Origin of the sequence: Dyella marensis, assembly GCF_049532885.1 — a bacterium.
Taxonomy (GTDB): domain Bacteria; phylum Pseudomonadota; class Gammaproteobacteria; order Xanthomonadales; family Rhodanobacteraceae; genus Dyella_D; species Dyella_D marensis.
In genome coordinates this window covers 2,019,082-2,039,966 of the sequence record NZ_CP064029.1, presented here as the reverse complement: position 1 = coordinate 2,039,966, position 20,885 = coordinate 2,019,082, and the positions used below count along the sequence as shown (strand labels likewise).

General features: G+C 66.6%; 18 protein-coding genes and 1 tRNA gene. All 19 read right to left on the bottom strand.

Annotated features, from left to right (window positions below; all coding sequences use genetic code 11):
- Nucleotides 1-96: 96 nt before the first annotated feature.
- Nucleotides 97-507, bottom strand: coding sequence for a GtrA family protein (locus ISN75_RS09025; protein ID WP_167257619.1), 411 nt, complete (start codon nt 505-507; stop codon nt 97-99).
- A 25-nt stretch (nt 508-532) separates the two neighbouring features.
- A complete protein-coding gene (gene mtnA, locus ISN75_RS09020; protein ID WP_423385166.1) occupies nt 533-1,552 on the bottom strand; it encodes an S-methyl-5-thioribose-1-phosphate isomerase in 1,020 nt (339 codons plus the stop codon).
- Between the two features lie 64 nt (nt 1,553-1,616).
- Nucleotides 1,617-1,808 carry a PspC domain-containing protein gene (locus tag ISN75_RS09015; RefSeq protein ID WP_026634417.1) on the bottom strand — a complete coding sequence of 64 codons (192 nt, stop codon included), beginning with the start codon at nt 1,806-1,808 and terminating at the stop codon, nt 1,617-1,619.
- A 22-nt stretch (nt 1,809-1,830) separates the two neighbouring features.
- Nucleotides 1,831-2,898, bottom strand: coding sequence for a class III poly(R)-hydroxyalkanoic acid synthase subunit PhaC (gene phaC, locus ISN75_RS09010; RefSeq protein WP_167257617.1), 1,068 nt, complete (start codon nt 2,896-2,898; stop codon nt 1,831-1,833).
- Between the two features lie 11 nt (nt 2,899-2,909).
- Entirely contained in the window at nt 2,910-4,013 is a 1,104-nt protein-coding gene (locus ISN75_RS09005; protein WP_343819653.1) for a poly(R)-hydroxyalkanoic acid synthase subunit PhaE, read from the bottom strand.
- Nucleotides 4,014-4,647: 634 nt separating this feature from the next.
- A complete protein-coding gene (pnp, locus tag ISN75_RS09000) occupies nt 4,648-6,747 on the bottom strand; it encodes a polyribonucleotide nucleotidyltransferase (protein ID WP_167257615.1) in 2,100 nt (699 codons plus the stop codon).
- A gap of 21 nt (nt 6,748-6,768) precedes the next feature.
- Nucleotides 6,769-7,038 (bottom strand): 30S ribosomal protein S15, encoded by a 270-nt coding sequence (gene rpsO / locus ISN75_RS08995; protein WP_167257614.1) that lies wholly within the window; start codon nt 7,036-7,038, stop codon nt 6,769-6,771.
- 162 nt (nt 7,039-7,200) lie between these two features.
- Nucleotides 7,201-8,127 (bottom strand): tRNA pseudouridine(55) synthase TruB, encoded by a 927-nt coding sequence (gene truB, locus ISN75_RS08990; RefSeq protein ID WP_167257613.1) that lies wholly within the window; start codon nt 8,125-8,127, stop codon nt 7,201-7,203.
- On the bottom strand, nt 8,127-8,522 hold the full coding sequence (gene rbfA / locus ISN75_RS08985) for a 30S ribosome-binding factor RbfA (protein WP_168647557.1): 396 nt from the start codon (nt 8,520-8,522) through the stop codon (nt 8,127-8,129). The genes truB and rbfA overlap by 1 nt, the downstream gene beginning before the upstream one ends.
- 147 nt (nt 8,523-8,669) lie before the next feature.
- Nucleotides 8,670-11,519: a translation initiation factor IF-2 gene (gene infB, locus ISN75_RS08980; protein WP_343820183.1), complete on the bottom strand. Its 2,850-nt coding sequence runs from the start codon at nt 11,517-11,519 to the stop codon at nt 8,670-8,672.
- A 127-nt stretch (nt 11,520-11,646) separates the two neighbouring features.
- Nucleotides 11,647-13,146 (bottom strand): transcription termination factor NusA, encoded by a 1,500-nt coding sequence (nusA, locus tag ISN75_RS08975; RefSeq protein ID WP_167257610.1) that lies wholly within the window; start codon nt 13,144-13,146, stop codon nt 11,647-11,649.
- A gap of 48 nt (nt 13,147-13,194) precedes the next feature.
- A complete protein-coding gene (gene rimP / locus ISN75_RS08970; protein ID WP_167257609.1) occupies nt 13,195-13,707 on the bottom strand; it encodes a ribosome maturation factor RimP in 513 nt (170 codons plus the stop codon).
- Between the two features lie 421 nt (nt 13,708-14,128).
- Nucleotides 14,129-14,205 (bottom strand) — tRNA-Met (locus ISN75_RS08965).
- Nucleotides 14,206-14,362: 157 nt separating this feature from the next.
- A complete protein-coding gene (gene nuoN, locus ISN75_RS08960) occupies nt 14,363-15,808 on the bottom strand; it encodes an NADH-quinone oxidoreductase subunit NuoN (RefSeq protein WP_423385147.1) in 1,446 nt (481 codons plus the stop codon).
- 2 nt (nt 15,809-15,810) lie between these two features.
- The gene (locus tag ISN75_RS08955) at nt 15,811-17,319 is read right to left on the bottom strand and encodes an NADH-quinone oxidoreductase subunit M (RefSeq protein WP_343820182.1); all 1,509 of its coding nucleotides are present in this window, start codon (nt 17,317-17,319) and stop codon (nt 15,811-15,813) included.
- A 14-nt stretch (nt 17,320-17,333) separates the two neighbouring features.
- Complete coding sequence (nuoL, locus tag ISN75_RS08950; protein ID WP_343820181.1) at nt 17,334-19,412, bottom strand: NADH-quinone oxidoreductase subunit L; 2,079 nt, start codon at nt 19,410-19,412, stop codon at nt 17,334-17,336.
- Between the two features lie 4 nt (nt 19,413-19,416).
- Nucleotides 19,417-19,722 (bottom strand): NADH-quinone oxidoreductase subunit NuoK, encoded by a 306-nt coding sequence (nuoK, locus tag ISN75_RS08945; protein WP_026634431.1) that lies wholly within the window; start codon nt 19,720-19,722, stop codon nt 19,417-19,419.
- A complete protein-coding gene (locus ISN75_RS08940; RefSeq protein ID WP_167257635.1) occupies nt 19,719-20,375 on the bottom strand; it encodes an NADH-quinone oxidoreductase subunit J in 657 nt (218 codons plus the stop codon). The genes nuoK and ISN75_RS08940 overlap by 4 nt, the downstream gene beginning before the upstream one ends.
- 14 nt (nt 20,376-20,389) lie before the next feature.
- Nucleotides 20,390-20,881 carry an NADH-quinone oxidoreductase subunit NuoI gene (gene nuoI, locus ISN75_RS08935; RefSeq protein WP_167257606.1) on the bottom strand — a complete coding sequence of 164 codons (492 nt, stop codon included), beginning with the start codon at nt 20,879-20,881 and terminating at the stop codon, nt 20,390-20,392.
- Nucleotides 20,882-20,885 lie beyond the last annotated feature (4 nt).

The window sequence follows — 20,885 nt, the reverse complement described above, 5'->3', positions numbered from 1 at the left end:
GCTTCAGCCGCGCGTGCAGCGGTCCCGGATATAGCCTTTGAAGTATAGCAGAAATACTATCGAAACGACAGTATTTTGATGAATGGAATCAATGGCTTACGCAGAGCTTTTGGAGCCTTTGAAAAGCACCCCGCGCGCTGTCGAGAAATTGACCAGCGCAGCCACCGCCGAACCGGCCAGCACGGCTACCGCCGGCCAGCGGTGCAGGGCCGGAAAACCGACCAGCATCAGCGCGTAGGTGGCGTAGTTGATCAGCGCGCCGGCGGTCATCAGGCCCATCCAGCGCAGCCATTCCAGGTGCAGCGGCTGCCCGCTGGCGCGGTGGGCGAAGGTGTAGCGGCGGTTCCACCACCAGGTCGCCGTGGCCGCGAGCAGGAAGGACGGCACGCGCGCCACATAGGCGTTGGCGCCGGCCAGCGAGACCAGGGCCTGCACGCCGCCGGCATCGACGATGAAGCCGATCACGCCGCCGACGAAGAACAGGCCCGCTTCGCGGCGCAGCCTCATGGGCCGGCCCCGTATGAGCCGTGCCTCATGAACCGAACATCGCCTGCATGGCCAGCGCGTTCGGGTGCTCGATCACCCCGCGCTCGGTGACGATGGCGTCGATCAGCCCGGCCGGCGTCACGTCGAACACCGGGTTCCACGCCTGCGCGCCCTCGACCACGGTGCGCTGCCCGGCCACGGCCAGCAGTTCCGCCGGATCGCGCAGCTCGATCTCGATCGCCTCGCCCGAGGGCGTGGCCATGTCGACGGTGGACGACGGCGCCACCACCATGAACTTCACGCCGTGATGGCGCGCGGCGATGGCCAGCTGGTAGGTGCCGATCTTGTTGGCGGTGTCGCCGTTGGCGGCGATGCGGTCGGCGCCTACGATCACCCACTGCACCGCGCCGGAGCGCATCAGATGCGCGGCGGCGGAGTCGGCGATCAGGCGCGCGGGCACGCCGTCGCGCACCAGCTCCCACATGGTCAGGCGCGCGCCCTGCTGCCACGGCCGCGTCTCGCCGGCATAGACCTCGTCGATACGGCCGGCGCTGACGCCGGCGCGGATCACGCCCAGCGCGGTGCCGAAACCCGCGGTGGCGAGCGAGCCGGTATTGCAATGGGTGAGCACACCGGAACCCGGTGCAATGAGCGCGGCGCCGAGCTCGCCCATATGGCGGTTGGCGGCCAGATCCTCGTCCTGGATCGCCTGCGCTTCGCGCTCCAGCGCGGCGGCGTCGGCACCGGCCGTGATGCGCGCCTTCATGCGGTCCAGCGCCCACATCAGGTTCACCGCGGTCGGGCGGGCGGCGCGCAGCATGGCCAGGGCCGGCTCGAGCGGCGCGCCCTGCTGCGCCGCCAGCACCACGCCCCAGGCGGCGGCGATACCGATGGCCGGCGCGCCGCGTACGGCCAGGTCGCGGATGGCCTGGGTCACCTGCGCGGCGTCGCGGCAGTCGATCCACTCCTCCGCGCGCGGCAGCAGGCGCTGGTCGAGCAGGCGCAGATGGTCGCCCTGCCATTGCACGGCACGGATGCGGTCGTAACGGTCGTAGTCGATGCTCATGGATTCGCTCAAACGATGCGGCATGCGCGGCTTGCGCATGCCGGCGGCTTCGGGGTTCGGCCGCTTAGACGTCCTGCGGCATCACCAGCCACAGGATCAGATAGATAAGGATACCGGAGCCGCCGGCCAGGGTCAGGACGATCCATAGCAGGCGCACGATGGTGACGTCCCAGCCCAGGTATTGGGCGACGCCGCCGCACACGCCGGCGATCATCTTCTGGCTGCTGGAACGGACGAGGCGCTTGTCGGTATTCATGGTGTTCTCCTTGTGCTGGAACTCAATCCCTGGAACGCAGCCACTGGTGGATGGCCGGCGGCACTTCGCGCTGCGCGCGTCCGGAAACGTAGATGCCGATATGCCCACCCTTGAAGGCGAGCTGGGTGTAGTCGGTGGTGCCCACGTGCTTGCCCAGCGCGCGCGAGGCGTCCGGCGGCACGAGGTGGTCCTGCTCGGCGAAGATGTTCAGCACCGGCTGGGTGACCATGCCCAGATCCACCGGCTTGTCGCCGATGGTGAGCGTGCCCTTGACCAGCTTGTTGCCCTGGTAGAAATCCTTGATGAACTGCCGGAACGCTTCGCCGGCCTGGTCGGGCGAGTCGAAGATCCAGCGTTCCATGCGCAGGAAATTTTCCATCTCCTTGCGGTTGTCCAGCAGGTCGACCATCGACACGTATTTCTGCTGGTTGAGCCGCACGGGCTTGAGCGTGAGGTAGACGTAGTTCATCAGCTCGGCGGGGATATTGCCCAGTGTGTCGACGAACAGGTCCACGTCCAGGTTCTGCACCCAGTGCGACAGCATGTTGTCCGGCGTGTGGTAGTCCACCGGCGTGACCATGGTCACGAGGTTCCGCACTTTCTCCGGATGCATCGCCGTGTAGCACAGCGAGAACGCGCCGCCCTGGCAGATGCCGAGCAGATTGACCGCATCCAGGCCGTGGCGCGCGCGCACCGCGTCGACGCAGCGGTCGAGATAGCCGTTGAGGTAGTCGTCCAGGGTGAGCCAGCGATCGGCGCCGTCCGGATAGCCCCAGTCGATCAGGTACACGTCTTCGCCCTGCTCCAGCAGATTGCGCACCAGCGAGCGGTCGGCCTGCAGGTCGGTCATCCACACCGTGTTGACCAGGGCGTAGACGATCAGCAGCGGCGTCTTCGAGGTGGGCTTGCCGTTGCCCTTCATATGCCAGACCGTGAGCTTGTCCTCGCGATAGACGGCTTCGCGCGGCGTGTTGGCGTATTCGGGTTCGTGCATGCCGCGCAGGCTTTCCACGCCCGCGGCGAGCTTGCGCTGGAAGGCGGCGACTTCGCCGAGGAGCTTGGCCGGATCGATGCGTAGAGGGGTGAACATGCGTCAGTCCTTCACTTGCGCGTGCGTTGCGTGCCGCGCGCGGGCGCGGTCTTGGCGGTGCGGCGGGCGGCAGGCGGCTTGCGTTTGCTTTCCGCCTCGGCGCCCAGCGATTCGGACAGCACTTTCTTCGGCGCGTGGCCGGCTTCGGGGCGGCCGGCGAGCTTGCGCTTCAGTGCGGCTACTTCGTTGCGCAGCGCGTCCAGTTCCGCGTCCGGCGCGGCGGCGCGCGGCGCCTTGCCAGCGGAGCTTGCGCGCAGTTCGCGGCGCAGTTCCTGCACGCGCTTGCCCAGCGAATCGACTTCGCCGCGCGTGGGCATGCCCAGTTCGCGGCACCAGGCGTCGGTCTGGCGCTGCTGGCGCTGGCGCACCTGCATCTGCGTGTTGACCATGGCGCCGTAGGCTTCGCGGAATTCGTCCGACAGCGCGATCTGCGCATAGGCTTCTTCGGCGGCGTCGACCCACAGGTCGTACAGCGCCTTGAGCGAATCGACCTGGCGCGCCGGCTCGGTCATCTGCGTGAGCTTTTCGCGCAGGCGTTCGAAGCCGTCGGCGTTGGCGCGCAGGATCAGCGTGTTGTAGCGCGACGAAGCCTCGGCGTATTCGCGCATGGCTTCGAGCAGCGCCTGCTGCTGCATCTGGCGTTCGCGCGTATAGCCAAACGCCGGCGTGTCGCCCAGGCCCGCGCCCCAGGCGCCGGCCTGCGGCTGCGCGGCCTGCAGCCAGCTCTGCCATTGCTGGGCGAAACCGTGCGCGGCGGCATTGTCGATGCCGGCGAAAGCCTGCGCGAACGGCTGGTTGATGCCGGCGAACGGATTGCCCATGAAGCCCTGCCCCATGGCGGCCGCACCCGCCACCGGCTGCCCCATGAACAGCTGGCGCAGCGCCTGCTGCCAGTCGTCCGGCCCCTGCCCCGCGATGCCGCTGGTGGCGGCCGCCTGCATCCAGTCGGCATAGCTTTTCAGGCCACCCATGGCGCGCGACAGCAGGTCGTCGGAAGCCGCGGGCACCGGCGCGAACGGCGACGCGGGCCGCTGCAGCGATTGCATCCATGCGTCCCAGGATTGCTGCGCCCAGGCCTGGTATTGCTTCATCACATCGTTGGCGTGATCGCTCATGCCCGCATCCTCGTTTGCGCTCTGGGCATCGTAGCAAAAGCCACCTCACGCCACTGTTGCGCAAAAAAGTGGAGGGCGCTGGATGAGCGTTTTGGCGGAATGGTGCGCATCACTCTTGCGCTCCGCCCGCCCCCTCACCCCGGCCCTCTCCCCGGAGGGGAGAGGGGGATGCAGGGTGGCGCGAAAATCGAGCGAAGAGCATGCGGCGCAGCCGCAGCGTTCCGCTTGCACGCTTTGGCTCTTGATCTACCGGGTCCCCTTGGCGCCGGCGGTGAGGGCTGGACGAAAAGGCCCCCGCAAGGGGGGCGGGGACAGGACGTCCCCGCCTTTTTGATCAGGGCATGGATGCCCTGTCAAAAAGCCCGGCCAGCCCTCACGGACCCTCAGCAGCGCAGCTGCTGAGGGCGCCAAGCAGGGTGCCCTCTCTTTTTGGTTACTTTTTCTCTGGGCACGCAGAGAAAAAGTAACTCGCCCCGCGGCAGCGGGGCGAAACCCTCGCCAAAGGCGAGACCCATACGCGTCAACGCAACAACCAAGCGATATCGCCACTGGATCCCGGCCTACGCCGGGATGACGAGCAAAAAAAAGCCCGGCGATAAGCCGGGCTTTCTTCAACCTGCCTGCAGAGAGCGCCTCAGGCGCCCTCTTCCTCAGTCACCGCCTTCATGGACAGGCGAATACGCCCCTGCTTGTCCACTTCCAGCACCTTGACCTTGACGATGTCGCCTTCCTTCAGCTTGTCGGAGACCTTCTCCACGCGCTCGTTGGAGATCTGCGAAACGTGGACGAGGCCGTCCTTGCCCGGCAGGATCGTGACGAATGCGCCGAAGTCCATCAGCTTGGCGACCTTGCCCTCGTAGATGCGGCCCGGCTCGACGTCGGAGACGATCTGCTCGATGCGCTTCTTCGCTTCGTCGGCCGCCAGGCGGTTGACCGAGGCGATGATGACGGTGCCGTCGTCGCTGATGTCGATGGTGGTGCCGGTCTCTTCGGTGATCGAGCGGATGGTGGCGCCGCCCTTGCCGATGACTTCGCGGATCTTGTCAGGATGGATCTTGATGGTGAGCAGGCGCGGGGCGTACTCGCTCATCTCCGAACGCGGCTCGCTGATCACCTTGGCCATTTCGCCCAGGATGTGCAGGCGGCCACGCTTGGCCTGCTCCAGCGCCACCTTCATGATCTCTTCGGTGATGCCGTCGATCTTGATGTCCATCTGCAGCGCGGACACGCCGTTGGCGCTGCCGGCCACCTTGAAGTCCATGTCGCCGAGGTGGTCTTCGTCGCCCAGGATGTCGGACAGCACGACGTAGTCGTTGCCTTCCTTCACCAGGCCCATGGCGATGCCCGCCACCGGAGCCTTGAGCGGCACGCCGGCGTCCATCATGGCCAGCGAGGAACCGCACACCGAGGCCATCGAGGAGGAACCGTTCGACTCGGTGATCTCGGAGACCACGCGCAGCACGTACGGGAATTCCTCGATCGAGGGCTTGACCGCCTGCACGCCGCGCTTGGCGAGGCGGCCGTGGCCGATCTCGCGGCGCTTCGGCGCGCCGAAGCGGCCGGCCTCGCCCACCGAGAACGGCGGGAAGTTGTAGTGGAACAGGAACGGATCCTTCGACTCGCCTTCCGGCGCGTCGATGATCTGCGCGTCGCGGGTGGTGCCCAGCGTGGCCACGACCAGGGCCTGCGTCTCGCCGCGGGTGAACAGCGCCGAGCCGTGGGTGCGCGGCAGCACGCCGACGCGGACGGTGATCGGGCGCACGTCGTCCAGCTGGCGGCCGTCGATGCGGACCTTGGTCTTCAGCACGCTGTCGCGCATGGTGCGGTATTCGAGCTCGCCGAATTCCTTCGCCAGCTCGGCGGCCGGCCAGGCGTGCTCTTCGGCCTGGGCCTTGAGCGAGGCGATCACGTCCGCCTTGATGGCGGCGATAGCGTCGCGGCGCTGCAGCTTGTCCTTGACCTGGAAGGCCTCGTCCAGCTTGCTGCCGACGGCGCCGCGCACGGCGGCGGCCAGGGCCTCGTTACGGGCCGGCGGCTGCCAGTCCATCGACGGGCGGGCGGCCTCGGTGGCCAGTTCCGCAATGGCGCGGATCGCGGTCTGCATCTGCTGGTGGCCGAACACCACGGCGCCCAGCATGACTTCTTCGCTGAGCAGCTTGGCTTCGGATTCCACCATCAGCACGGCGTTGGTGGTGCCGGCCACGACCAGGTCCAGGTCCGAGCTCTTCAGCTCGGTGGCGGTCGGGTTCAGCACGTACTGGCCGTTGGTGTAGCCGACGCGGGCGGCGGCGATCGGACCCTTGAAGGGGATGCCGGCGAGGCTCAGCGCGGCGGACGCGCCCAGCATGGCCGGGATGTCGCCGTCGACTTCCGGATTGAGCGAGACCACCTGCGCGATGATCTGCACTTCGTTCTTGAACTCTTCCGGGAACAGCGGGCGCACCGGACGGTCGATGAGGCGCGAGGTCAGCGTCTCCTTCTCGGTCGGGCGGCCTTCGCGCTTGAAGAAGCCACCGGGGATGCGGCCGGCCGAGTAGAACTTCTCGACGTAATCCACGGTGAGCGGGAAGAAGTCCTGACCTTCCTTCGCCTTGGCCGCGGCCACCGCGGTGACCAGCACCACGGTGCCGTCCATGCTGACCATGACGGCGCCGGACGCCTGGCGGGCGATTTCGCCCGTCTCCAGTGTGACCGTGTGATTACCGTACTGGAATGACTTGGTTACTTTCGCCACGTCGTTAGTCCTTGGAGTCGATTAACGGCGGAGGCCGAGGCGTTCGATCAGGCTCTGGTAGCGGGTCACGTCGCTGGCCTGGAGGTAGCTCAGCAGGCGCTTGCGCTGGTTGACCAGCTTGAGCAGGCCGCGACGCGAGTGGTGGTCCTGCTTGTGGGTCTTGAAGTGGTCGGTCAGGTGGGCGATGCGGGCCGACAGCAGGGCCACCTGGACTTCCGGCGAACCGGTGTCGTTCGGCACGCGGCCGTATTCAGCAATGATCTTGCCGGTCTGTTCTGCAGTAAGGGACATGGGTCTCTCTTCCTCAAAAGCGGGTGCGAAGCTTGCGCAACGTCACCGTCGATGACGTTGCGCAAGCTTCGGATGGATGGATAAAGCTCTGGAACAAGCGGGATATTCTAGCCGGCCGATGCTCATTACAACAAGAGCATGACAAGTGCGCCGATGGCGCTCTCATGCCGTTTGCGCCGCCGGCGGCAGATTGAAGCCGCGCTGGATGCGCAACAGGCCGTCCGCGTCCAGCTCGCACAGCGCCACCGGGCGCCCGTCCGGGGCGAACGCGGCATAGGCGCCGGCCGCATGGCCGGCAAGCTGAATGCGCTGGCCGCGGGTCACGGCATGGCTCTGCGCCTCGTCCAGGGCCAGCGCCGGCCAGCCGGCCAGGCCGGCGGCGACCGGCAGCAGCAGGGCGTCCATGGCGGCCTCGCCCTGCTCCGCCGCGGCGTCGAGCTGATCCAGGCCGACCATGGCCGGCGCCCGGAACGGTTCGACCCACAGCCGGCGCAGCGCCGTGAGATGGGCGCCGCAGCCCAGCGCCTCGCCCAGGTCCACGGCGAGGCTGCGGATATAGGTGCCGGAGCCGCATTCCACTTCCAGCTCCAGCGTGTCGGCGGTGCGTGACAGCAGCTCCAGCCTGAAGATGTCCACTTCGCGGGGCGGCGCCTGCACGTCCTCGCCGCGGCGCGCCTTCACATACAGCGGCTCGCCGCCCTGTTTCAGCGCCGAGTACACCGGCGGAATCTGCACGATGCGCCCGCGCAGGCCGGCCAGGGCCGCTTCCAGCATGGCTTCGTCCAGCGGCGGCACGGGGCGTTCCCGCACCACCGCGCCTTCCAGGTCGGCCGTGGCGGTGGTGGCGCCCAGGCGCACCTGGGCGCGATAGGCCTTGCGCGAGCCGAGCAGGCTGCCGGCGATCTTGGTGGCCTCGCCGAAGCACAGCGGCAGCAGGCCGGTGGCCAGCGGGTCCAATGCCCCGGTGTGGCCGCCCTTCTCGGCGCGCAGCCGGTGGCGGACCTTCTGCAGGGCCTGGTTGGAACTCAGGCCCAGCGGCTTGTCCAGCAGCAGCAGGCCGTGCAGGTCGCGGAAGCGGCTGCGGCGCATCAGTCCTCGCCGTCGGCCTTGGCGGCGTCGTCCTTGGCCGGGGCCAGGTCGCGGGCCTGCTCGCGCAGCAGCGCCTCGATGCGCTCGCCCTTGTCCACCGAATCGTCGTACTTGAAGCGCAGCTCCGGCACGCGGCGGATGCGCATGCTGCGCGAGAGCGAACGGCGGAATTCCACCGCCAGCTCGTTCAGCGCCTTCACGGCGTCCTTGGACTGTTCCGGCAGCAGCGCGGTCACCCACACCGAGGCCCAATCCAGGTCGCGGGTCACTTCCACGTCCGAGACGCTCACCGAGGGCAGGCCGTGGTCGCGCACGGCGGCGTGGACCAGCAGGCCCAGTTCACGGCGCAGCTCGGCGCCGACGCGGTCGGTACGCTTGAAATCGCGCGAGGGCATATAGCCTCCTTGAGACGGCCGCCATTCGCGGCCGATGGCGCGCCGCCCGGATGCCGGACAGCGCCGATACGAAAAACGCCGAAGCCCGGACAGGACTGTCCGGGCTCCGATTCCGTCGGAACGGGGAGCGTACGCCCCCTGCCCGGCTTACAGCGTGCGGGCCACTTCGATGCGCTCGAAGCACTCGATCTGGTCGCCGACCTTCACGTCGTTGTACTGCTTCACGGCGATACCGCATTCCATGCCGTTGCGCACTTCGTCGACCAGGTCCTTGAAGCGGCGCAGCGATTCCAGTTCGCCCTGGAACACCACCGTGTTGTCGCGCAGCACGCGGATCGGCTTGCTGCGCTTGACCGTGCCCTCGGTGACCATGCAGCCGGCGACCGCGCCGAACTTGGAGCTGCGGAACACCTCGCGCACCTGGGCGATGCCGATGATCTCCTCGCGCACTTCCTTGCCCAGCAGGCCCGAAGCGGCCTGTTTCACCTGGTCGATCACGTCGTAGATGATCGAGAAGTAGCGCACGTCCAGGCCGGCGGTATCGATCACCTTGCGGGCCGAGGCATCGGCACGCACGTTGAAGCCGATCACCAGCGCCTTGGACGCCGCCGCGAGGGTGGCGTCGGACTCGGTGATGCCGCCGACGCCGGCCGCGATCACGTTGACCTTCACATTCTCGTTGCCGATCGAGCTGAGCGATTCGCGCAGCGCCTGCACCGAACCCTGCACATCGGCCTTGACCAGGATGTTGAGGGTCTGCTGCTCGGCGCCCTGGCCCATCTGGGCCATGATGTCCTCGAGGCGGTTGGCCTTGCTGACCATGCGCGTTTCGCGGCGCTTGAGCTGGCGCTCGGCAGCCACTTCGCGGGCCAGGCGCTCGTCCGCCACCACCACGAAGTCGTCGCCGGATTCCGGCACGCCGGACAGGCCCAGCACCTGCACCGGAATCGACGGGCCGGCTTCCTGCACGGTCTTGCCGTTCTCGTCGATCAGCGCGCGCATGCGGCCGTACTCGATGCCGCAGACCACGAAGTCGCCGCGCTTGAGCGTGCCCTGCTGCACCAGCACCGTCGCCACCGGGCCGCGGCCGCGGTCGAGGCTGGATTCGATCACCACGCCCGACGCCGGGCCGTCTTCCACGGCCGTCAGCTCCATCACTTCGGCCTGCACCAGGATCGCGTCGAGCAGGTCGTCGATGCCCATGCCGGTCTTGGCCGAGATCGGCACGAACGGGGTGTCGCCACCCCACTCTTCCGGAATGACTTCCAGGTTGCCGAGGCCTTGCTTGACGTGGTCGGGGTTGGCGTCCGACTTGTCCATCTTGTTGAGCGCCACGATCAGCGGCACCTTCGCCGCACGCGCGTGCTGAACGGCTTCGGCCGTCTGCGGCATGACGCCGTCGTCGGCCGCCACCACCAGCACCACGATGTCGGTGGACTGGGCGCCGCGGGCGCGCATCGAGGTGAACGCCGCGTGGCCCGGGGTATCCAGGAAGGTGATCACGCCCTTGGGCGTTTCCACGTGGTACGCGCCGATGTGCTGGGTGATGCCGCCGGCTTCGCCCGAGGCGACCTTGGTGCGGCGGATGTAGTCCAGCGTCGAGGTCTTGCCGTGGTCGACGTGGCCCATGATGGTGACCACCGGCGGACGCGGCTTCTTCTCGCCCTCGAGCTCGGCGTTCTGGGTGTGCGCGGCCAGCGCGGCCTCGGCGTTGTTCTCGCTCGCGGCCACGGCCGTGTGGCCGAGCTCCTCGATCACCAGCACGGCGGTGTCGTGGTCGATGGTCTGGTTGATGGTGGCCATCACGCCCATCTTGAAGAGCGCCTTGACCACTTCCGAACCCTTGACCGCCATCTTCTGGGCCAGGTCGGCGACCACGTTGGCGTCGCCCACCACCACTTCGCGCACCACCGGTGCGGTCGGGCGGGAGAAGCCGTGCGGACCGGAGCTGGAGGCCGACGAGCCGCCACGCACGGGCTCGTTGCGGCCCGGCCGGCCCGGCTTGCCGCGCTTGTTGCGGCGGGCGCGGTCGGCTTCGGACAGATGCAATTCGCCGGCGGCGAAACGCTTGCCGCCCGGGCCTTCGTCGCGGTCGCGGCCGCCCGGACGCGCCTTGTTGCGCGCGTCGGTGGCGCCAGCCGGCGCGGGAGCGGCGCCAGCCGCCGGAGGACGGCCCGCGGCCGGAGCCGAGGGGCGGCCGGGAGCGGCAGCGGGCGCCGGTGCCGGCGCAGCCACGGGAGGAGCCACCGGCTTCTCGCGACGGCGCGGTTCGTGAATGCGCGGCAGGATCATGCCCAGCGCCTTCGGATCGATCTTCTGCACGGACGACACAGCCGGCGCGGCGGCCGTCTTTTCCTGCGCCTGCACCTGCGGCTCGGGAACGGCCTGCGGCGGCTCCTGCACCTGCACCTCTTCGCGCTCGACGGCGGCCGCAGCGGCGGCTTCGCGTGCGGCTTCGGCTTCCGCCTCGGCCTGCAGGCGGCGCTGCTCGGCTTCTTCCTGGCGGCGCAGCTCGGCTTCCTCGCGCTCGCGCACTTCGTCCTGGCGGCGGCGCTCGGCGTCGACGCGCTCGGTTTCCTCGTGCTCGCGCTGCTGCGCGGACTCCTGCAGCTTGCGCAGGGCGTCCTCGCGCTCGTGGTCGGCGCTGGCTTCTTCAGCGATGACGCTGCGCTTGACGTAGGTGCGCTTGGCGCGCACTTCCACGTTCACCGTCTTGGCGCCGCCGGCACCGCGGGCACCGGGCGTGGAGACCTTCAGCTCGCTCACCTTGCGGCGCTTGAGCGTGATCTGGCGCGGCGAGCTGTCTTCCGCTTCCGCGGTCTCCTCGCTCTTGCCGTGCGTGCGGCGCAGGAATCCGAGCAGCTTCACCTTCTCGGTGCTGCTGATGACCTGCTCCGGATCGGAGAATTTCATGCCGGCTTCGGCAAGCTGCCCGAGCAGCCTGTCCACCGGTAGGCCAAGTACCTTGGCAAGTTGTTTGATCGTTACGTCCGACATCGTGTTCTTTCTCCGCCGTTCCCGCGCATACCCCGTGCGACCGAAGGCCGCCCGGATACCGCCATCCGTGGTGGAAGCCATTCAAGGCTTCCCTCGGCGCGCCCATCCCGGGCGCGGCCGTCCGCGGTTAGCCGCCCCTCTCCAGCCGCTCGATCATGGGCTTGCGCGCTTCCATGATCAGCTTGGCGGCGAGGTCTTCGTCCACGCCTTCGATATCGATCAGGTCGTCGACCGCGAGGTCGGCCAGATCGTCCAGCGACACCACTTCGCGCTCGGCCAGCGCATAGGCGATCGACTCGCTCATGCCCGGCAGCGCCAGCAGCTCTTCCGAAGGCTCGTTCACGCCCTCTTCCACCGCCAGCGCCTCGGTCAGCAGGGCGTCGCGGGCGCGGGCGCGCAGTTCCTCGACGATGTCCTCGTCGAAGCCTTCCACCGCCAGCAGCTCGGCGCTGGGCACGTAGGCGATTTCCTCGACCGTGGAGAAGCCTTCCTGCACCAGGATGTTGGCGATCTCCTGGTCCACCTCGAGCTTTTCCATGAACAGCTGGCGCGCGGCCTCCTGTTCGGCCTCGCTCTTGGCGGCGACCTGGTCCTGCGTCATCACGTTGAGCTGCCAGCCGGTGAGCTTGCTGGCCAGGCGCACGTTCTGGCCGCCGCGGCCGATGGCCTGGGAGAGCTTCTCCTCGGCCACCGCGATGTCCATGGAGTGCTTTTCCTCGTCCATGATGATGGACTGCACTTCCGCCGGCGCCATCGCGTTGATCACGTACTGGGCCTGGTTGTCGGCCCAGGTGATGATGTCCACGCGCTCGCCGTTGAGCTCGTTGGACACCGCCTGCACGCGCGAACCGCGCATGCCGATGCAGGCGCCGATGGGATCGGTGCGGCTGTCATGGGCCACCACGGCGATCTTGGCGCGGTCGCCCGGATCGCGGGCGCAGCCCTTGATCTCGACCAGGCCCTGGCCGACTTCCGGCACTTCGAGCTTGAACAGCTCGATCATGAATTCCGGCGCCGCGCGCGAGACGAACAGCTGCGGGCCGCGGATTTCCGACTTCACTTCGAACAGATAGCCGCGCACGCGGTCGCCGACGCGGTGCGATTCGCGCGGGATGGTCTTGTCGCGCGGGATGAAGGCCTCGGCGTTGCCGCCCAGGTCCAGATAGACGTTGCCGCGCTCGACGCGCTTGACGATGCCGGTGATCAGCTCGCCCACGCGGTCGGTGTAGGCGTCCACCACCTGCTGGCGCTCGGCTTCGCGCACGCGCTGCACGATCACCTGCTTGGCGGCCTGCGCGGCGATGCGGCCGAATTCGGCGTTCTCGATCTGCGTCTCGATGTACTCGCCGACCTGCGCGTCCTCGCGCTCGTCGACCGCGTCCATCAGGCGCAGCTGGTGATAGGGCGATTCCATCTCGCCGTCGTCGGCGATGATTTCCCAGCGGCGGAAGGTCTCGTACTCGCCGTTCTGGCGGTCGATGCTCACGCGGATGTTCGGATCCTCGTCGGGGTAGCGCTTCTTGGCGGCCGAGGCCAGCGCGGCCTCCATCGCCTGGAAGATCACTTCGCGCGGCACGCCCTTTTCATTGGCAACCGCGTCGACGACCAGCAACAGTTCTTTGCTCATTGCAGCAACTCCGTGGACGCCTTTCCGTCGCCCGCTCGCTCTGATGGATTACTTGGTCTTCTTGACCGGCTTCTTGCCGGGCTTGGGCTGCGGCACGTAGCCGAGCGCTGCCCAATCCGGCACCACGCGCGCGCTTTCCACCGCGTCGTGATCGAACTCGAACACTTTCCCCTCGGCTTCCAGCGAAATGCGCTCGCCTTCCACCGCGGTGACCTTGCCGCGCAGGCGGCGGCGCCCTTCGATCGGCGCCTTCAGCAGTACTTTCACTTCCTGGCCGGCGACCTTGCCGAACTGCGCCGCGGTGAACAGCGGGCGGTCGATGCCCGGCGAGGACACTTCCAGCAGGTAATGCCCCGGGATCGGGTCTTCCACGTCGAGCATGGCCGACAGCTCGCGGCTGGCCGCCTCGCAATCGTCGAGGGAGACTTCGCGCCCTTCCACGTCCAGGTAAACGCGCAGGGTACTCTGCCCCTGCGACGGGGAGAATTCCACGCCAAGGCAGCTCAGGCCCAGATCGGCCAGTACCTCGGTGAAGCGTTGTGCGAGTGCCTGCGTGTCCATAAAAACCGTCTATTTACCGTCGCCAGAAACGAAAAATGGGCTCCAACGGCCCATTCCCTTATCTCGCCGATGTCCCGACTCTTCCGGGGCTCTTTCCGGGCATGTGCGCGCGCAAACCGGTACGAATAGCAAGCCGGGCGTGACGACTATGCGACGCATCCTTGCGCCCAACAAAAAAGCCTCACGAGGAGGCTTTCTTGTTCAAAGAAAGATCCGGTAGCGGGGGAACTTAGGACGCGCTGTGGAAGCGCTTCGTTATTCCGCTTTGTCCGCCTCAGAGTTCACGAATCATAGTCTGATTAACGCGATTCCGCAACATTTACGCGGGCTGGCCTGAGCCCGGCGCGCGAATGCGAAGCGAGGTTTTTCGAGCGCTCAAAGAAATTCGGCGCCCTCTTGCGAGGACGCCGAATCGAATAATTGGTAGCGGGGGTAGGATTCGAACCTACGACCTTCGGGTTATGAGCCCGACGAGCTGCCAGACTGCTCCACCCCGCACCAGAGAAATGAAACTATAGCGGGATGGCCGAATTCTTGCAAGGGCTCTAGGCGAATTCCGTAAAACTTTTTTTGCGGAATTCTTACCCGACCCCATACAACTCTTCTCAATCGCACGCTTGCCGCATCAACACGGCGGCATCGGCCGCCGCATCGATCAACCGGGGAACACGCTCTTGCACCAGCCCAGCAGCGGACCCCAGGCCAGGCCCAGCACCAGCAAGGTGAGCGCATTGAGCGACAGCACCAGGCGCAGCGCCGGATCCTGCTGCAGCTTGATCTCGGTGCCTTCCACCGGCGCGTCGAAGTACATCACCTTCACCACGCGCAGGTAGTAGTACAGGCCGATGATGGCGAACACCGCGCCGACGATCGCCAGCCACAGCATGCCGGCATGGATGGCCGACTGCAGCACCAGGAACTTGGCGAAGAAGCCGAACAGCGGCGGCACGCCGGCAAGCGAGAACATCACCAGCATCATCAGGAAGGCCATCCACGGCGAACGCTGGTTGAGGCCCTTGAGATCGTCGATCTCCTCGCACTCGAAGCCCGCGCGGGCCAGCGCCATGATCACGCCGAAGGCCGCGGTGCCCATCAGCGCGTAGCTGATCGCGTAGAACAGCGCCGATGCATAGCCTTCCGGACCGGCGTTGACCAGGCCCAGCAGCAGATAGCCCATGTGCGAGATGGTCGAATAGGCCAGCAGGCGCTTGAGGTTGGTCTGCACGATCGCGACCAGGTTGCCGATCGCCAGCGACAGCACCGCCAGCGCGGCCAGCATCTGCTGCCAGTGCGCCGACAGGTCGCCCAGGCCCGCTTCCAGCAGGCGATAGGCCATGCCGAACGCGGCCAGCTTCGGCGCGGAACCGATGAAGATGGTCACCGCGGTCGGCGCGCCCTGGTACACGTCCGGAATCCACATGTGGAACGGCGCAGCGCCCAGCTTGAAGCCGATGCCGATGATCATGAAGATCATGCCGAACAGCAGCAGGTTGGGCACGCCGGTATGCGCGGCGGCGCCGTGCAGGGTGGCCAGGTCCAGCGTGGCGGTGGCGCCGTAGACCATCGACATGCCGTACAGCAGCATGCCCGAGGCCAGCGCGCCCAGCACGAAGTACTTCACCGCCGCTTCGGACGAGAGCTTCGAATCGCGGTTCAGCGCCACCAGCGCGTACGAGGACAGCGTCAGCAGCTCCAGGCCCAGGTACACCGTGATCAGGTTGCCGGCCGAGACCAGCAGCATCACGCCGATCACCGCGAAGATCATCAGCGTGTAGAACTCGCCGACGTAGAGCTTGCGGTCGGCCAGGTAGGAGCGCGAGTAGACGAAGACCAGCGCCACGCACAGCAGCGCGAAGGTCTTCAAGATCTCCGCCACGCCGTCGCGCACGAACATGCCGCCGAAGGCGCGCACCGGCTGTTCCGGCTGGCCGGAGATCACCAGGTAGATGGCCACCAGCACCACCGCGATCGACAGCCAGTGCAGCAGGCTGCGCTGCTCGGGCTTCATGAAGGCGTCCAGCAGCAACAGCAGGCACGCCGCCGCCACCAGGTACAACTCCGGCAGCATGATCAGAATGTCATTGAGATTCGGCATGGTCATTCTCAGATCTTGTGGTTGCCAAGCTGCTGCACCAGCTGCGACACGGAGCTGTCCATCAGGTGGATCAGCGGCTGCGGCCACACGCCCAGCGCGATCACCGCGGCGGCAAAGGCGATCAGCACGAAGGCTTCGCGCCCGTTGATGTCCTTCATCTCGGCCACGTGCGGGTTGGTCACCTCGCCCCACAGCACGCGCTTGACCATCCACAAGGTGTAGGCGGCGCCGATGATCAGGGTGAAGGCGGCGAACAGCGCGATCCACGGATTGGCCTGGAAGCTGGCCAGGATCACCTGGAACTCGCCGACGAAGCCGCTGGTGCCCGGCAGGCCGCTGTTGGCCATGGCGAACAGCACGTAGAAGAAGCCGAACCACGGCATCACGTTGATGACGCCGCCGTAGTCCTTGATCTGGCGGCTATGCAGGCGGTCGTACAGCACGCCGATGCAGGAGAACATCGCGCCCGACACGAAGCCGTGCGAAATCATCTGCACCATCGCGCCCTGCATGCCGAGCTTGGCCGCGTCCAGGTTGCCGGCGCCGCGCACCAGCATGAAGGCGATGAAGATGCCCAGCGTGACGAAGCCCATGTGCGCCACGGACGAATACGCCACCAGCTTCTTCATATCGTCCTGCACCAGGGCGATGTAGCCGATGTAGACCACCGCGATCAGGCTCAGGCCGATCACCACCCAGGCGTAGGCCTCGGAAGCGTCCGGCACGATGGGTAGCGAGAAGCGCAGGAAACCGTAGCCGCCGATCTTCAGCATCACCGCGGCCAGCACCACCGAACCGCCGGTCGGCGCCTCCACGTGGGCATCCGGCAGCCAGGTGTGCACCGGCACCATCGGCACCTTCACCGCGAAGGCGGCCAGGAAGGCGAAGAACAGCCAGGTCTGCTCACGCATGCTCAGCGGCAGCGCCGCCAGCGTGGCCAGATCGAACGAACCCGCCTTCAGGTACAGGTAGATCAGGCCCACCAGCATGAAGATGGAGCCGAGGAAGGTGTAGATGAAGAACTTCAGCGTCGCGTACACGCGGCGCGGACCGCCCCAGATGCCGATGAGGATGAACATCGGGATCAGCATGGCTTCGAAGAACACGTAGAACAGCAGCGCATCGGTGGCGCAGAACACGCCGATCATCAGGCCTTCGAGCACCAGCATGGCGGCCATGTACTGGTGCGGGCGGTTCTGGATGACTTCCCAGGCGCCGACGATGACCAGGATGCCGACGAAGCTGGTCAAGAGGATCAGCGCCACCGCGATGCCGTCGACCGCCAGGCCGTAATGCACGCCGAGCGAGGCGATCCACAGATAGCTTTCGCCGAGCTGCTTGCTGCTGTCGGCCGCGTTGTACTGCGTCAACAGGAACAGGCTGAGCACGAAGGTGAGCACGGCCACCAGCAGCGAGATCCAGCGTGCGGTGTCGGGACGGCCGGAGCCGGCCAGCAGCACGGGGATGGCGCCGACGATCGGGAGCCAGATCAGCAGGCTGAGCAAGTGATTGAACATGGAGCTGGGTTCCCTTATTGCCCGACCAGCCAATACCCGCCAAGCAGCAGGATCAGGCCGAGGATCATCGCGAAGGCATAGTGATAGAGGTAGCCGGACTGCAGCGCGCGCACGCCGCCGGCGATGCGCTGGACCAGCGAGGCCGAGCCGTTCACCAGCGCGCCGTCGATCACCGCGGCGTCGCCGCCCTTCCACAGCGCGCGGCCGAGCTTCACGCCGCCCTTGGCGAACAGCGCGAAGTAGACGTCGTCGACCCAGTACTTGCGGTCCAGGACGGTCCACAGCGGCTTGAGCGCGCTCTTGATCTTGTCGGCGACGGAGGGGTTGAACAAGTAGATGTAGGTCTGGATGACGAAGGCGGCCAGCACCAGGAAGAACGGCCACTGCAGGAAGCCATGCAGCGCCATCGCGGCCCAGCCATGGAACTCGTGGCCCACTTCCGCCAACACGTCATTGGCTTCGTTGACGTGGATGGCTTCGCCGAACCAGCCGCCGAACAGCATCGACTTCACGCCGATCGCGCCGATCACGATGGACGGGATCGCCAGCAGCACCAGCGGCAGGGTCACCACCCACGGCGACTCCTTCGGCGCATGGTGCAGCACGCCGGGCTCATGGTGGCCATGGTCATCGTGGTGTGCGTCATCGTGATGCGCATCGCCATGGTGCGCGTCGTGATGGGCGGCGTGCGCATCGTGGCCATGGCCATGCTCGGCCACCACGGTGAAGCGCTCCTTGCCGTGGAAGGTCAGGTACATCTGGCGGAAGGTGTACAGCGCGGTGACGAACGCGCCGATCAGCACGCAGGCATAGGCATAGCCCGCGCCCCAGCGGTGCGACTCGCCCACCGCCTCGATGATCGCGTCCTTCGAATAGAAGCCCGCGAAGAACGGCACGCCGCACAGCGCCAGCGAACCGATCCACATGGTGATCCAGGTGACCGGCATGTACTTGCGCAGGCCGCCCATGTAGCGCATGTCCTGCTCATGGTGCATGGCGATGATCACCGAGCCCGCGCCCAGGAACAGCAGCGCCTTGAAGAAGGCATGGGTCATCAGGTGGAAGACCGCGCCGGAGTACGCCGAGACGCCCAGCGCCACGGTCATGTAGCCCAGCTGCGACAGCGTGGAGTACGCCACCACGCGCTTGATGTCGTTCTGCACGATGCCGATCAGGCCGGTGAACAGCGCGCCGGTGGCGCCGATCACCATGATGAAGCTGAGCGCGCCTTCGGACAGCTCGAAGATCGGCGACATGCGCGCGACCATGAAGATGCCCGCGGTCACCATGGTGGCCGCGTGGATCAGCGCCGAGATCGGGGTCGGGCCTTCCATCGAATCGGGGAGCCACACGTGCAGCGGCACCTGGGCCGACTTGCCCATGGCGCCGATGAACAGCAGCACGCCGATCACGGTGGCGGCGTCCCAGGCATGGTTCTGGGTGATCTGCAGGGTCTTGCCGACCAGGCTCGGCGCGTTGGCGAACGCGGCGGAGTAGTCCAGCGTGCCCAGGAAGTACAGGATCGCGGCGATGCCCAGCAGGAAGCCGAAATCGCCAACGCGGTTGACCAAGAAGGCCTTGAGGTTGGCGAAGATCGCGGTCGGGCGCTTGAACCAGAAGCCGATCAGCAGGTACGACACCAGGCCCACCGCTTCCCAGCCGAAGAACAGCTGCATGAAGTTGTTGCTCATCACGAGCATCAACATGGAGAAGGTGAACAGCGAGATGTAGCTGAAGAAGCGCTGGTAGCCGTCGTCTTCCGCCATGTAGCCGATGGTGTAGATGTGCACCAGCAGCGACACGAAGGTGACCACCACCATCATCATGGCGGACAGCTTGTCGATCAGGAAACCGACCGTGGCGGTGTACTTGCCGATCTCGAACCAGGTGTAGATGTTCTGGTTGTAGACCGGCACGGCGCCCGTGCACAGCTGGTACAGCACGTACATCGACAGCGCGCAGGAAACCGCCACGCCGAGGATGGTGACGCTGTGCGAGCCGGCGCGCCCGATGAACTTGCCGAGGAAGCCGGCGAGCAGGCAGCCGAGCAGCGGCGCCAGCGCGATGACCAGCAGGATGGAGGTGGAGATCATCGGCTCAGCCCTTCATGCTGTCGATTTCGGCGATGTTGATCGTGCTGCGATTGCGGAACAGCAGGACCAGGATCGCCAGGCCGATGGCGGTTTCCGCCGCGGCCACGGTGAGGATGAAGAACACGAACACCTGGCCGGCCACGTCGCCGAGGAAGCGCGAGAAGGCCACGAAGTTGATGTTCACGGCCAGCAGCATCAGCTCGATCGACATCAGCAGCACGATGACGTTCTTGCGGTTGATGAACAGGCTGGCCACCGCGATGCAGAACAGCACCGCGCCAAGCACGATGAAGTGCGACAGCGTGATCATGGCTTGGTCTCCGGATTCTGGGTCTGCGCGGGCGCGTCGGTCGCGGGGCGCTCGGCCGCCATCTTCACGATGCGCACGCGGTCGGTGGCCTTCACGGCGACCTGCTGCGCGGCCGTCTGGTGGCGGGTGCCGCCGCGGTGGCGCAGGGTCAGCGCCACGGCCGCGACCACGCCCACGGTCAGGATCAGCGCGGCGATCTCGAACGGCAGCAGGAACTGGGTGTACAGCGCCTGGCCCAGCCACTGCGTGTTGGACAGGCCGGCGGCGGTGGCCGGGTTGGCCCCCATCACCGCCTCGTGCATGGTGCGCACGCCGATCAGGGCGAGCATTTCCACCAGCATCACCACGGCCACCACGATGCCCACCGGCAGGTAGCGGATGAAGCCTTCGCGCAGGTGCTCCTGCTTGATGTCCAGCATCATCACCACGAACAGGAACAGCACCATCACCGCGCCGACGTAGACCACGATGAGCGCGATGGCCAGGAACTCCGCCTCGGCCAGCAGCCAGATGCAGGCGGTGCTGAAGAAGGTCAGCACCAGCGACAGCACGGCATGCACCGAGTTGCGCAGGGTGATGACGCCCAGCGCCGCCACCACGGTAACCGCCGCGAAAGCGTAGAAGCAGACAAGTTGGAACACAGACGGATCGATCACGGTTGTGTCCTTTAGCGGTACGCGGCGTCTTGGGCGCGGGCGGCGGCGACTTCATGCTCGAAGCGGTCGCCGATGGCGAGCAGCTGCGGCTTGGTCACCACGTTTTCGCCACGCTTTTCGAAGTGGTATTCGTGCACGTGCGTCTCGACGATGGAGTCGACCGGGCAGCTCTCCTCGCAGAAGCCGCAGAAGATGCACTTGAACAGGTCGATGTCGTAGCGCGTGGTGCGGCGCTGGCCGTCGCTCTCGCGCGGGGCGGAGTCGATGGTGATGGCCAGCGCGGGGCACACCGCCTCGCACAGCTTGCACGCGATGCAGCGTTCCTCGCCGTTGGCGTAGCGGCGCAGCGCATGCAGGCCGCGGAAGCGGTTCGACTTGGGGATGTGCTCCATCGGGTAGCGCATCGTGTACTTGGGGCTGAACATGTAGCGCATGGTCAGGCCCATGCCCTTGAACAGCTCGATGAGCAGCAGGCTCTTGAAATAGTTGCTAATGCCGGACATGGTT